Here is a 14,069-nt window from a genome sequence, read left to right as displayed (position 1 = left end):
AAATTATTTCCTATAATTTTCTTAGTAGTCAAAATAGTCTAAGCAAGCGACACAATTTGATAAATTTCATAAAATTAACTCTTTATAATTGAAATTTATAAAAAAATAAAACGGATAGATAAATATATGCTTTATATTTGATAACCCAAATTAGCTATATTTTAGAACCTACTATGTCAGATAAACTCGAACTTTATTTTAAAGCAGCACAGTCCGCCAAGATTGGTATTTGGAAAATGAATTTGCAAAACAACCACATCTATTGGGATTCTGTGACCAAACATATTCTGGAAGTTCCTGATGAGTACGAACCTGTTAATGGCAATGGTATTAGTTTTTATACAGAGGGAGAAAATAGAGAAAGAATTAAAAGCCGTATTTTTAGTGCTATTTATGAAGGTATCTCCTTTAATGATAAATTCCAGATTACAACTGCCAAAAATAATATTAAATACATAGAATGCATTTGTATAGTAGAAAGTATTGATGGCAGACCTACTAACTTATTAGGTACCTTTCAGGATATTACAAATGAGCAAAATTTAATAAATGAACTTGAACTTAACGTACAAAAATTTTCTTCAATTTTTTCAAGTGCGAATGACGCCATATTTATTATTGACACTTCAAACGGAATTATAACCGATTGTAATACGAGATCAACCGCACTTACAGGATATGAAATTTCAGAATTAAAAGGCTTACACAATTCGGAATTATTCCCCGAAGAGTTCAAAAAAGAAGTCCGCTTTTTTTTAAAGTATAATTTGCATCGAAATGAATATACGGTTGATGAAACTTATATTAAAACAAAATCAGGTCATTCTTTGCCTGTAGAAATAGCATCGGGAAAAAAATTTCAAGTAGATAATGTAACTTACCTAGTCTGTTTTATCAGAGATATTAGTGAAAGAAAGAATGCAGAAAACAAACTAAATCTACTTTCTCTAGCTGCATCTGAAACTACTGATACAATTGTAATTGCTGATGATAAAGGAATTGCTGTTTGGGTAAATAAAGCCTATTTAGAGCTAACGGGTTTAACTATGGAAGAAGTACTTGGAAATAAAGTAGGTTACTTGTCTAAAGGTCCAGAAACAGACCCTCAAGCTTCATTGCTGATGCGTAAAGCAATTTTGAATAAAGAGAGTATAAAAATAACCATTCTCAATTACAGCAAAAACAACGAAAAATATTGGTTTGAATTAAATATTACCACTGCATTTGACAACAAAAACAACTTTGTCAATTTTATTGGGGTGGGTCGAAATGTAACTTCTAGAATTGAAAAAGAGTTAGAATTAAAAGCTCTTTTAGAAGTAACCAGCAATCAAAATAATAAATTATATAATTTTACCCATATCGTTTCTCACAATATTCGCTCTCATACTAGCAACTTATCAATGGTTGTCGATGTGATTGAAAACACAACAGATATTGATGAAAAAATTTCCTATTTTGACTTGTTTAAAGAAGGAACCGAGAAATTATCTGAAACTATCGAATATTTAAATGAAATTATAACTATTCAGCAAAAAACTAACATAGAAAAAAAACAAGTTTATTTAAAAGCTGAAATAGAAAAAACAAAAAAAGCCTTACGATTAGTCATAAAAGATAGTAAAATAACAATAACCGATACAATTCCTGAAGACTTGACGGTTAACGTAATCCCTGCTTATCTTGACAGTATTTTACTTAATTTATTTACAAATGCAATAAAATACAAATCACCTAATCGAAATTCAACCTTAGAAATAGGATATGAAATTATTAATGAATACATTGTCATACACTTCAAAGACAACGGTTTAGGTTTAGATTTAATCAGAAACGGTCATAAACTTTTTGGTATGTACAAAACCTTTCATGGCAATGAAGATGCCAAAGGAATTGGTTTGTTTATTACAAAAAATCAATTAGAAGCCATGAATGGTAAAATAGAAGTCGAAAGTAAAGTAGATGAAGGATCTAATTTTAAAATTTATTTAAATGAAAAATAAATTGACCTATATTATAGACGATGATAAACTGACTGTCAAATTAATGACTATTCTAATTTCTAAAAATGAATTTTGTGAGGAAATAAAATCTTTTTATAATGCACAGTTTGCATTAGAACAATTAAAACAGAATTCTGATAATCACAATATTTTACCTGATGCGATACTTTTAGATCTCAATATGCCACTAATGGATGGCTGGCAATTTCTGGATGAATTTATTCATTTATCGATTACAAAAAAGATTTCAATTTTTATAATGACCTCTTCAATCGATCCCGCTGATATAGAAAAAGCAAAGAAATATAATGTGGTTAAAAATTATATTGAAAAACCAATTACATCAAAAAAACTTGATACACTTTGCAGACTAATTAGCGACATAAATAAACCTAATTAATACAAAATAGCGGTTACATTTCTTTTATTTAAAGAAATATAAAACGGATAACATTTAATCAACAAGATGTTAGAAAATTGTAGGAGTTTGCTTTTTTTATTTAAGAAACATATTTATTTATTCTATTCTTTTAATATATTTAAAAAACAGATTTATGGTATATTTGTGGTATTATGAGATCACTAAAAAATGTATTATTCTTTATTTTCTTTTGCTATTTTTTTAATACCGCTACAGCCCAATACATTGTAGTTGACAACACATTGAATGCCCAACAACTTGTAGAAAATGTTTTAGTTAAAAGTGCCTGCGTAACTATTACTAATTCAAAAGCAAGTGGAGATGATTTTTCAGGCAGCAACACAAGCTACTCATACTTTAATGCAGGTAGTAGCAATTTCCCTTTTCAAGAAGGCGTTGTTTTAAGTACCTGGAGCAGCACAAACTCTGTTGGTCCATTTATTCGAAATAGTGGTGGTGGTTCAGAAAATTGGAAAGGGGATACTGATTTAGAACAAGCATTAAATTTGAGCAATACATTTAATTCAACTGTTTTAGAATTCGATTTTCTACCTCTAACAAATTTTGTCAGTTTCAATTATATTTTTGCTTCAAATGAATACCAAGATTATTTTCCTTGTCAATTCTCTGATGGATTTGCTTTTTTAATAAAAGAAAAAGGAACTGCAGATCCTTATATAAACATAGCAGTGTTACCTAATACTACAACTCCTGTTTCTTCTGCTAATGTTCATCCCCAAATTCCATCTTTTAATGGTTCGAATGGTGTTATAAGAGGTTGTAGTGCTAAAAATGAAAATTATTTCAATGGATACAATACAGATTCTAGTCCCATAAATTACAGTGCACAAACCAAAGTATTAAATGCTCAAAGTCCTGTGATTGCGGGCAAAACGTACCACATAAAATTAGTAATTGCGGATCATTTAAATGTAGATTATGATTCAGCTGTTTTTATAGAAGCTGGTAGTTTTTCTCCTAAAATAGATTTAGGTTTAGAACAAACTGTTTGTTTTGGAGAAAAGTCAGTTATCGATACTGGACTAAACAATAGTGCTTATACTTATAAATGGTTTAAAAACGGTACCGAATTACCCGAAACAAACGCAAGTATTACTGTAGAAAGCCCTGGAGAATATACTGTAAAAGTTGTAATTGCAGGAAGTTGCGAAGCAGAGGGTAATGTTATTATTAAGTACACAAGCCCTGTCACAACTCAACTTGCGCAATGTGGAGATGATAGTGGGAATGCGCTATTTGATTTAACCCAATTGAATACTACAGTTAATGGAGGAAATACAGACTCTGTAAACTATTACGAAACTTTGGCAGACTTAATCAATAAGAATCCAATTATAATAAACCCATCAAACTATAGTGCTGCATCCAAAACAATTTATGCTAAAGTAAGCAACACTTCCTCAGGATGTGAGAAATCTGCTGAGATACAACTTCAAGTTTTAAGGACTTCAAGTCCGGTACAAACAATTAATTTATGTGATGGCAATGTTACTCAAAATAGCTTTCGTTTATTTGACTTTAGAAAAGAAATCAGTCCGCAAATTCTACCTAAGGTTGTGGCACCAAATGCAATTCAAGGATATTATTTAAACGAAAATGACGCCATTCTAAAAACCAATATTCTCGCTAATAATTACGCTACTACAACCAATCCACAAAACATTTTTGTTCGCATTGAAAATGGATTAGACTGTTATGGTATCTATGAAATAGAGTTAAAAATAGTTCCTTATACTACAAGTGTACCGTCTATAATTACTGGAACTGAAATCAGTGATTTTTCTGGAGATACTAATTCTGTTTTAATACAAACCAATAAAACGGGTCCAATAGAATACTCGCTAGATGGAACGCAATTTCAGAAAGAACCAATCTTTAGAAATGTAAAAACTGGAATTTATACCGCATATGTTAGAGAAACTTTTAGCTGCAGTCTCTCTACAATGCTGATTTATGTGCTTGATTATCCTCGTTTTTTTACGCCAAACGGCGACGGAATTAATGATTCATGGAGCATTAAGAACTTAAATTTATTTCCCAATGCAACAATAAGCATCTTTGATCGATACGGAAAGCTATTAAAGCAAATGAGTTCAAATAACTTAGGATGGGACGGGACTTTTAATAATGTACAACTACCTTCCGATGATTATTGGTTTAATATTGATTTTAAGAATGGAAAAATCATAAAAGGAAATTTTTCGTTAAAAAGATAAGAGTTATTTTCTTATTTTTAGCAAATGAGAAAAACATTACTTATCCTTTTTATTTTTATATCAATTAGTTGCCTAGCGCAATTCAGTAAATCTCATTACATACCACCATTAACTAGCGCTGAAGGTTTAGAAGGAGATCAATACATCTATATCTCAACACCAAGTCTTGTAAAAGTAAATTTTGAAATTAAAGAAATTGGAGGAAATACAATTAAAGGAACTGTTTCTAATAATTCTCCCTATATTCATAGTATTGGGCAAGGAATTAATACACAGTTATTTGTTGACAAAAATCAAATTGGAAAAACGAGCAATAAAGGATATATAATTGAATCCGAAGATTTAATTTATGTAAGTGTAAGAGTTAATTCAGCTCGGAACCAAAATGGATCTTATAATCATGCAGGAGGACTCGTTTCTAAAGGAAATAGCGCTTTGGGCAAAACCTTTAGATTGGGCGCAATGCTAAACCCAATTTTTGACAGTACATTACTCAACTTCGCTTCGATATTATCGACAGAAAATGACACCAAAATTACTATTTCTAATATTCCAAACGGAACCCAACTTGCTAACGGCACATTAATTACTGGCCCGATAAACATTACTTTAAATAAAAACGAAAGTTATGTTTTAGCCTTGCAGAATACTGACGGCAACACGCCATCAAACAGCTCGAAAATGATTGGCGCCTTGGTTGTGTCTGACAAAGATATTGTTGTTAATTCAGGCTCTTTTGGAGGAAGCAACAGTTCAACAGTAGATAATAGAGGTAATATATCTGGTAGAGATATAGGATTTGATCAAATTGTTTCGTTAGAAAAAACAGGTAAAGAATACATTTTTGTAAAAGGAAATGGATCTGATGATATCGAACGCGTTTTGTTAGTAGCTCATCAAAATACTATTGTTTATCTAAATGGATCAACTGATCCTATCACCATTAATGCCGGAAATTATATAGCAATTGACGGATCGAGTTTTAGTAATGGTAATTTATATGTTACTTCCTCTCAAAATATTTTTGCTTACCAAAGTATAGGCGGAACAAATGCTGCAGCAAACCAAAATCTATTTTTTGTTCCGCCTATAAAATGTACTACTCCTAATACGGTCAACAATATTCCATTTATAGAATCTATTGGTAACATAAAATTTAACGGAGGTTTAAATATAGTTACAGAAGCTGGAGCAATCGTAACTATAAACGAACAACCTATAGGAGTTCTGCCTACACCAATTAGTGGAAATCCCAATTTTGTTAGCTACACAAAAAATAATTTATCTGGAAATATAACGGTAAAATCTACTAAGCAAGTCTATGTTTCTTACTTTGGTACCAACGGAGCTGCTACATACGGAGGCTATTATTCTGGATTTGACACTAAACCAGAAGTAGTTACAGAAAGAGTTTCTATTACCAATTCGAAATGCATACCCAATATAATTCTAAAAATAAGCTCTCTTTCCTCCTACGATAGTTTTCAATGGTATAAAAATGACAGTCCTATTCTTGGAGAAATATCAAATTCTTTTACTCCGACTGAACCAGGATATTATCAAGTACAAGGAACGATATCTGGATGTCCGAATACATTCCCAATATTTTCTGATAAAATACCTGTTAGCAACTGCCCTACAGATATGGACAATGATGGTACAAATGACAATGTAGATATTGACAATGATAATGATGGAATTACAAATTGTACAGAATCGTATGGAGATCTTTCAATTAACCTTTCCAACTTAGAAAGCGGAAGCATTTCTAAAGAAAACTATAATAATTCTTTTTCTGGCGTCATATCAACTTCAATCCTTGCAGTTTCTAATCCTTTGACAGGAAAAAGCAATGGAGTTTTCACATCCGAAATTCCAACAGGAAAGGACAATAGTGTTGGTTATGTAATGAATTTTGCTAAACCAATTTCTATAGCTTTAGAATATGTAAATACTGCAAATACAGCGGATCTACTAAATTCTAATGCAGAATTTATAATAAAAGCACCTATCGACAAAACAATAACGATTCTTAATCCGGACAATCAGTTGTTAATAGACACTAACTATGATGGAATTTTTGAAAGTGAAGTAAAAGAATACTCCTCTTTTGAAATTCGTTTTCGATTGAACAGCACAGTTCCTTTAGCTGCAGGAACCGGAACTTTTAGCTTGCGATCCTATTTGACCGATTCATTAACTTTCATTCACAAGAACTTATCCGATACTTCAAATAATAAAGCTACCTTTCAAATTAAAGCTACTTGTTTACCAAAGGATTCAGATGGGGATGGAATTCCAGATCAACTTGATTTAGACAGCGATAACGATGGAATACCTGATACTATTGAAGCTCAAATAGACAATGCAGTTGCGTTCTCCAATATTGACACGAACAAAAATGGTTTAGACGATGCTTTCGAACCCGGTTTTTTTCCTGTAGATACTGATAATGATGGAGTTCCCGATTATCTAGATGTAGATAGCGACAATGACGGAATATACGATTCTATTGAAACAGGAAGTTTGGGCACTGATACTGATAATGATGGCATCAAAAATTACCGTGATTTAGATAGTGACGGCGATTTTTGTTTTGATGTCATAGAAGCTGGTTTTTTAGATCCCAATTTTGATGGACTATTAGGTAACAATCCTGTAGTAGTAGATGTAAAAGGAAAAGTAATTAGTGCAACAGCATACACGGCTCCAAATAGCAATTACAATATTGCCGCTCCAATAATTATAACTATTCAACCACAACCACAAATTATTTGTGAGCTACAAAACACAACAATATCTATTACTGATAATCTTGGAAATACCTACCAATGGCAAATTTCTATGGATGGAGCAAATTGGACGGATATAACAAACAACGTTACTTATTCTGGGGTTACTACAAATACACTTTCCTTAACAAGCGTAAAAAGCGCAATGAATGGCTATAAATACCGCGTAAAACTAAATAAAATAGGTAATAGTTGTGGATTAATTTCAAATGAAATCACACTTCAAACTTATGCACTACCCATTGTCAATAACATTAACCTAGTACAATGTGACGATGATTTTGATGGGATTACCACTTTTAATCTTACAATAAAAAACAATGAAATTACAAATAACGCAACTGCACAAACCTTTACTTTTTACAAAACTTTAGTAGGTGCAAATACACAAGATGCTTTACAATTAATTGCAAATCCTTTAGCTTTCACAAATGAAATTCCTTTTAATCAATCCGTTTGGGCAAGAGTTACTAACAGCAATGGTTGCTTTAGCGTAGCACAAATTGACTTAAAAATTTCAGCAACAGCAATTCAATCTTCTTTCGAAAGGACATTTGAAACTTGTGATGATTTTATTGATTCTACAAATGATGACACTGACGGAATCGCAACATTTAATTTCAGCAGCGTCACAGATGATATAAAAAATATACTTCCGGTTGGCAATTATACTATTACCTATTACCAAAATCAAGCAGATGCTTTATCCCAATTAAATAAAATTACAAATTACACCAATTACAGAAACACAAGTAGCCCAATAAAACAACAAATTTGGGTTCGAGTAGACAGTGATTTAGACAATACTTGTTTTGGGATAAAACCTTGTATAACGCTAAAAGTCAATCCAACACCCAATATAAATCTGAATAAAGACCACAGTCAAGATCAATTAATTTGCTCTAATATCCCTACTTTATTTGTAACCTTAGATGCCGCAATTTTAGATAATTCACTCACTTCTAATTATACTTACATATGGACAAAAAATAATGTCATTTTAAACGGAGAAACCAATCCTACCCTAGCAGTAAATACCGAAGGAAATTATACTGTTGAAGTTAGCTCGGGATTAGGATGTAGCAGAATCAGAAGTATAAAAGTCAGTCCGTCAGACATCGCTACATTAACTAATATTGAAATATCAGATCTAACTGACGATAACACAATTATAGTAAATACAAAAGGACCTGGAAAATACGAATACAGTTTAGATGGTCCCACTGGCCCTTTTCAAACATCGAATACTTTTACCAATGTGCCGCCAGGAATTCATGATATCTACGTAAACGATGCAAATGGATGTGGAACAATTAGTAAAACCATAGCAGTACTTGGTATACCAAAATATTTCACTCCTAATAATGATCACTACAATGATTACTGGCAGGTAAAAGGAATAAACACTTCCTTTAATGCCAATACAACAATATATATATTTGATCGCTACGGAAAATTACTTAAGCAATTAATTGCCACAAGTGAAGGTTGGGATGGCACTTTCAACGGAATTCAGTTGCCGTCTGATGATTATTGGTACACTATAAAGTTAGAAGATGGTAGAGAATTAAAAGGACATTTTAGTTTAAAAAGATAATAAAGAATTATAGGACGTGCCACCACAAACAAAAAGGGCCAAACGCATCATAGTGATGAGTTGGCCCTTTTTGTTTGTGCTGTCGGGCTATCCACGCTACTTCGGTAGCTTGTTCCTATCCCTCACGCAAGTAAAGTGATACAAACGCTACATAAAATTCTAAAACAGTTAAGAAATATCAACAAACAAAAAACCCATTCAAATAAATGAATGGGTTTTTTAATATAATAAAAGATAAATTAGATTTTAAATCTTTTTCTATCAGTTTCAGTCAAGTAAATTTTTCTCAAACGAATAGATTTCGGAGTAACCTCAACATATTCATCTTTTTGAATGTACTCTAAAGCTTCTTCTAAAGAGAAAATGATTGGAGGAATAATTCTCGCTTTTTCATCATTTCCAGAAGAACGTACGTTAGATTGTTTTTTCTCTTTAGTTACGTTTACACACATATCATCTCCACGAGAGTTTTCTCCAATCACCTGACCTTCATAGATTTCAGCATTTGGCTCAACGAAGAATTTACCACGATCTTGTAATTTATCAATAGAATAAGGAATAGCTTTTCCTTTTTCCATAGAAATTAATGAACCTTTGTTACGTCCAGAAATTTCTCCTTTGTAAGGCTCGTATCCTATGAAACGGTGTGCCATAATAGCCTCACCAGCAGTAGCAGTAAGCAATTGATTACGCAATCCGATAATTCCACGTGATGGAATATTGAATTTTACAATCATACGCTCGCCTTTAGTTTCCATGCTTAACATTTCACCTTTACGCATCGTAACGAATTCAACTGCTCTACCTGAAAGATTTTCTGGTAAATCGATAGTTAATTCCTCTATTGGCTCACATTTTTTACCATCAATTTCTTTGATGATAACTTGTGGTTGACCGATTTGTAATTCATAACCTTCTCTTCTCATTGTTTCAATAAGAACTGACAAGTGAAGTACTCCACGACCAAAAACCATGAACTTATCAGCAGAATCAGTTTCACCCATTTTCATGGCTAAATTTTTCTCTAATTCTTTTGTTAATCTTTCACGAATATGACGAGAAGTTACAAATTTACCTTCTTTACCAAAGAAAGGTGAGTCATTAATAGTAAACAACATACTCATTGTTGGTTCGTCAATAGCAATAGATGCTAATCCTTCAGGGTTTTCATAATCAGCGATTGTATCACCAATTTCAAATCCTTCAACACCAATAATAGCACAAATATCTCCAGCAATTACTTCTTGAACTTTTTTACGTCCTAGACCTTCAAAAGTATGTAATTCTTTAATTTTTGATTTTGTTACAGTACCATCTCTTTTCACTAATGAAATTGGCATTCCTTCTTTCAAAACTCCTCTTTCCAAACGACCAATAGCGATACGACCTGTAAAAGCAGAGAAATCTAAAGAGGTAATTAACATTTGTGGAGTTCCTTCTGATACTTTTGGAGCAGGAACATTTGCAATAACCATATCCAATAATGGCTCAATGTTTTCAGTTTGAACTTTCCAGTCATCAGACATCCAGTTATTTTTAGCTGAACCGTAAACTGTTGGGAAATCCAATTGTTCTTCAGTAGCACCTAATTCAAACATTAAGTCAAAAACTTTCTCATGAACTTCTTCAGGAGTACAGTTTTCTTTATCTACTTTATTAATAACTACGCAAGGTTTTAAACCAAGGTCTAAAGCTTTTTGCAATACAAAACGCGTTTGTGGCATTGGCCCCTCAAATGCATCCACCAAAAGACAAACTCCATCAGCCATATTTAATACACGCTCTACCTCACCACCAAAATCGGCGTGACCAGGAGTATCAATAATGTTGATTTTTGTTCCTTTATACTGAACAGAAACATTCTTTGAAGTAATTGTAATACCTCTTTCGCGCTCTAAATCGTTGTTGTCAAGGATTAAGTCTCCTGTGTTTTCATTGTCACGAAACAATTGACAGTGATACATAATTTTATCAACCACTGTAGTTTTACCGTGATCGACGTGGGCAATAATTGCAATATTTCTTATAGATTCCATCTGTGTTTTTTAATGGGCGCAAATGTACAATTTTTTTTTAAATAAATAACATTTCCGTAATAGTTTCCATACGCTTAACCTATTACACCTAAAAAAGCACCCTAAAAAACTTAAAAAAATAAGTTCTAAATGATGTTTAAAAAGTTGATAATATTTATTTATATTTGAGTAATGAAAAGCAAAACCAACCAAGTAATCCTAGTTTACATCGTAATTTCGATGTTTGCTGTTATTATGAGTCATAAACTACTGCAGCACTTCCTATCTGATGATAAAAGCAACAATTATAATTTTATCAAAGAAATTCTTTTTATACTATTTACGGGAGGAATTTTCAAACTTATCCTCGCCAAAAATGATCAAAGAAACATTGCTGTTTTTAAAAAGCTAAAAAAAACCAATGAAAAAATAAAGGAGAGTAACGAAAAATACAATATCGTTGCAAAAGCAACTAGTGATACAATTTGGGATTGGAAAATACAGGACAATAGCTTTTCATGGAATAAAGGCATAGAAAGCATGTTTGGTTACACTCAAGAAGAAGTAATTAACAGTTCTGATTGGTGGTTTGACAAGATTCACCCAGAAGACAGTATAAAAATGTCTGTTAAACTTTATTCATTTTTAGAACAAAAAACTAAAAATTGGCAGGATCAATATCGTTTTAGATGTGCGGACAACTCTTATAAATATGTTTTAGATAGAGGTTTTTTATTAAAAGACAATCAAGGTAAAGCTACAAGAATGATTGGAGCAATACAAGACATTACTAAACAAAAGGAAGAAGAGCAAAGATTAAGACTACTAGAAACCGTCATCACACAATCTAAAGATTCTATTGTTATCATAGAACCAAATCCTAATGAGATTGGAGTTTCAAAAATAATATATACCAATCCCGCTTTCTCTATCATGTCTGGTTATAAAAAAGAAGAGGTATTAGGAAAAACTACAGCTATTTTTAAAGAAATGTATTCTGATCAAAACGAATACGACAAATTGATTGATGCGCTTAAAGAAAAACAGGAATGCATAATAGAGACAATAACCTATAAGAAAAACAAAGAGAAATACTGGATTAGATTTACTATGATTCCTATTTATAATTCAGAAAAGATTCTCACTCATTGGATATCGATACAAAGAGATGTATCCGAAGAAAAAAACAACGAAAAAGAAAAAGAACAATTAATTAGAGAATTAACACAGAACAATAAAGATTTAAAGCAGTTTTCATACATCACTTCCCACAATTTAAGAGCTCCTTTATCAAACCTAATTGGTCTTTTAAACTTGATCGAAGATATTCCGATTGAAAATCAAGAGTTAAATGAAATCTTAATGGGTTTTAATAAATCTACTCACCTATTAAACGATACTATAAACGATTTAGTAAAAGTTATCATTATTAAAGACAAACCGTCTATTAAAAAAGAAGAAGTACTACTTAAAGAAGTGTTTGAAAACGTGTTCAGCCAGTTGAATTTCCAAATAGAATTACATAAGCCGACTATAAAATTAGATTTTGAAAAAGCAAAAACAATTCACGCCAATAAAGCCTATATCGAAAGTATTTTATTAAACTTGATGACCAATTCAATTAAATACAAATCTGAAAATAGAAAATTAAAAATAGCCATTACCTCAAATCAAATCGACAATACAGTTATTTTAACATTCAAAGACAACGGCATAGGAATAGATTTAGTGCGCAATAGAGCTAAAGTATTTGGCTTATATCAGCGCTTTCACAATTATCCTGACAGCAAAGGACTTGGATTATACCTTGCAAAATCACAAGTAGAAACTATGGGAGGAACAATAGATATCGAAAGCGAAGTTAATATAGGAACTACATTCACATTAACATTTAAAAACAAAGAATAATGCTAGATCAAATCCTATGCATTGATGACGATCCAATAACACTGATGCTTTGCAAAAAAGTAATCAGTAAAGCTTTGTTTTCTAAAGACACCATCGCTTTGAAAAACGGAGAAGAGGCAATAAACTACTTTAGAGATCTTAGAGATAACAAAGAGAAAAATGCATCAATTTTAAAACCGCAACTTATTTTTTTAGATTTAAACATGCCCGTTATGGGTGGTTGGGGATTTCTAGACTATTTTACAAAGGAAGAATTTGCAGAATTTAATACCATAAAAGTTATCATTCTCTCCTCTACAATTGATCCAGATGATTTAGAAAAGTCTAAAACCTATCCAATGGTTATTGATTTTTTACCAAAACCAATTAGTAAATTAATGCTAGAATACTTAACCAATAAATTAGAAAAGTAAGGTATATAAAAAAAGCTCTCATAAAATGAGAGCTTTTTTTATATACACAAAATTGTATTAATTACAATTTAGAAACAAGTTTCGTTAATTTAGATTTTAAATTAGAAGCTTTGTTATCATGAATAATATTCTTTTTAGCTAATTTATCAATCATAGAAATTACATTAGATAATTTAGATGTAGCATCTGTTTTATCTGTAGCTATTCTTAGTGCTTTGATAGCATTCCGAGTAGTTTTATGTTGGTATCTATTTAATACTCTTCTCTTTTCGTTAGTTCTGATTCTCTTTAGAGCTGATTTATGATTTGCCATTTTATTACTTTTTTTTCTTTTACTAATTTTTTGTAGTCCGTAAGGGAATCGAACCCCTGTTACCAAGACGAAATCTTGGCGTCCTAACCCCTAGACGAACGGACCATTATCCCCTAAGTTTTTTCAATATGAATTGAATTGTAGCCCGTAGCGGAATCGAACCGCTCTTACATGGATGAAAACCATGCGTCCTAACCGATAGACGAACGGGCCATTTTCCCTCTAAGTTCAGGAGAACTTCATTCTGCAATAAAAATAGTAGCCCGTAGCGGAATCGAACCGCTCTTACATGGATGAAAACCATGCGTCCTAACCGATAGACGAACGGGCCCTGCTTCTCTAATGCGGATGCAAAAATACAACTATTTTT

8 protein-coding genes and 3 tRNA genes are annotated in these 14,069 nt (G+C 31.9%); 6 read left to right on the top strand and 5 right to left on the bottom strand.

Annotation, left to right across the window (positions count from 1 at the left end; genetic code table 11):
• Window positions 1–173 precede the first annotated feature (173 nt).
• The 4 genes from H2650_RS05600 to H2650_RS05585 all read left to right on the top strand — a co-directional run bounded on the left by H2650_RS05600 (window position 174) and on the right by H2650_RS05585 (window position 9,050).
• A complete protein-coding gene (locus H2650_RS05600; RefSeq protein WP_188049772.1) occupies window positions 174–2,003 on the top strand; it encodes a PAS domain S-box protein in 1,830 nt (609 codons plus the stop codon).
• Window positions 1,993–2,403, top strand: coding sequence for a response regulator (locus H2650_RS05595; RefSeq protein ID WP_188049771.1), 411 nt, complete (start codon window positions 1,993–1,995; stop codon window positions 2,401–2,403). The genes H2650_RS05600 and H2650_RS05595 overlap by 11 nt, the downstream gene beginning before the upstream one ends.
• Window positions 2,404–2,576: 173 nt before the next feature.
• Complete coding sequence (locus tag H2650_RS05590) at window positions 2,577–4,661, top strand: choice-of-anchor L domain-containing protein (RefSeq protein WP_188049770.1); 2,085 nt, start codon at window positions 2,577–2,579, stop codon at window positions 4,659–4,661.
• 24 nt (window positions 4,662–4,685) lie between these two features.
• Window positions 4,686–9,050: a T9SS type B sorting domain-containing protein gene (locus H2650_RS05585; RefSeq protein ID WP_188049769.1), complete on the top strand. Its 4,365-nt coding sequence runs from the start codon at window positions 4,686–4,688 to the stop codon at window positions 9,048–9,050.
• Between the two features lie 239 nt (window positions 9,051–9,289).
• Here the strand turns inward: H2650_RS05585 and typA are convergent, their stop codons facing one another.
• Entirely contained in the window at window positions 9,290–11,086 is a 1,797-nt protein-coding gene (gene typA / locus H2650_RS05580; RefSeq protein WP_188049768.1) for a translational GTPase TypA, read from the bottom strand.
• 171 nt (window positions 11,087–11,257) lie between these two features.
• On the opposite strand from typA, the gene H2650_RS05575 reads away from it, so the two are divergent.
• A complete protein-coding gene (locus H2650_RS05575; RefSeq protein ID WP_188049767.1) occupies window positions 11,258–12,973 on the top strand; it encodes a PAS domain S-box protein in 1,716 nt (571 codons plus the stop codon).
• Window positions 12,973–13,386 (top strand): response regulator, encoded by a 414-nt coding sequence (locus H2650_RS05570; RefSeq protein ID WP_188049766.1) that lies wholly within the window; start codon window positions 12,973–12,975, stop codon window positions 13,384–13,386. Before H2650_RS05575 ends, H2650_RS05570 begins: the two co-directional genes overlap by 1 nt.
• 61 nt (window positions 13,387–13,447) lie before the next feature.
• On the opposite strand, the gene rpsT is transcribed toward H2650_RS05570, so the two are convergent.
• From rpsT to H2650_RS05550, 4 genes are all read right to left on the bottom strand, one after another.
• Complete coding sequence (gene rpsT, locus H2650_RS05565; protein ID WP_066078122.1) at window positions 13,448–13,699, bottom strand: 30S ribosomal protein S20; 252 nt, start codon at window positions 13,697–13,699, stop codon at window positions 13,448–13,450.
• A gap of 33 nt (window positions 13,700–13,732) precedes the next feature.
• Window positions 13,733–13,804 (bottom strand) — tRNA-Glu (locus H2650_RS05560).
• A 36-nt stretch (window positions 13,805–13,840) separates the two neighbouring features.
• Window positions 13,841–13,912: transfer RNA gene (locus tag H2650_RS05555), tRNA-Glu, on the bottom strand.
• A 46-nt stretch (window positions 13,913–13,958) separates the two neighbouring features.
• Window positions 13,959–14,030 (bottom strand) — tRNA-Glu (locus H2650_RS05550).
• Between the last annotated feature and the right edge of the window lie 39 nt (window positions 14,031–14,069).

It is taken from the genome of Flavobacterium sp. GP15, assembly GCF_014281985.1.
In the GTDB taxonomy this organism is placed as follows: domain Bacteria; phylum Bacteroidota; class Bacteroidia; order Flavobacteriales; family Flavobacteriaceae; genus Flavobacterium; species Flavobacterium pygoscelis.
This window is presented reverse-complemented; position numbering and strand designations above follow the sequence as displayed.

Coding starts and splice junctions, on each gene's coding strand:
- H2650_RS05575 (WP_188049767.1), top strand. CDS start 11,258: ATGAAAAGCAAAACCAACCAAGTAATCCTAGTTTACATCGTAATTTCG.
- H2650_RS05570 (WP_188049766.1), top strand. CDS start 12,973: ATGCTAGATCAAATCCTATGCATTGATGACGATCCAATAACACTGATG.
- H2650_RS05600 (WP_188049772.1), top strand. CDS start 174: ATGTCAGATAAACTCGAACTTTATTTTAAAGCAGCACAGTCCGCCAAG.
- H2650_RS05595 (WP_188049771.1), top strand. CDS start 1,993: ATGAAAAATAAATTGACCTATATTATAGACGATGATAAACTGACTGTC.
- rpsT (WP_066078122.1), bottom strand. CDS start 13,699: ATGGCAAATCATAAATCAGCTCTAAAGAGAATCAGAACTAACGAAAAG.
- H2650_RS05585 (WP_188049769.1), top strand. CDS start 4,686: ATGAGAAAAACATTACTTATCCTTTTTATTTTTATATCAATTAGTTGC.
- typA (WP_188049768.1), bottom strand. CDS start 11,086: ATGGAATCTATAAGAAATATTGCAATTATTGCCCACGTCGATCACGGT.
- H2650_RS05590 (WP_188049770.1), top strand. CDS start 2,577: ATGAGATCACTAAAAAATGTATTATTCTTTATTTTCTTTTGCTATTTT.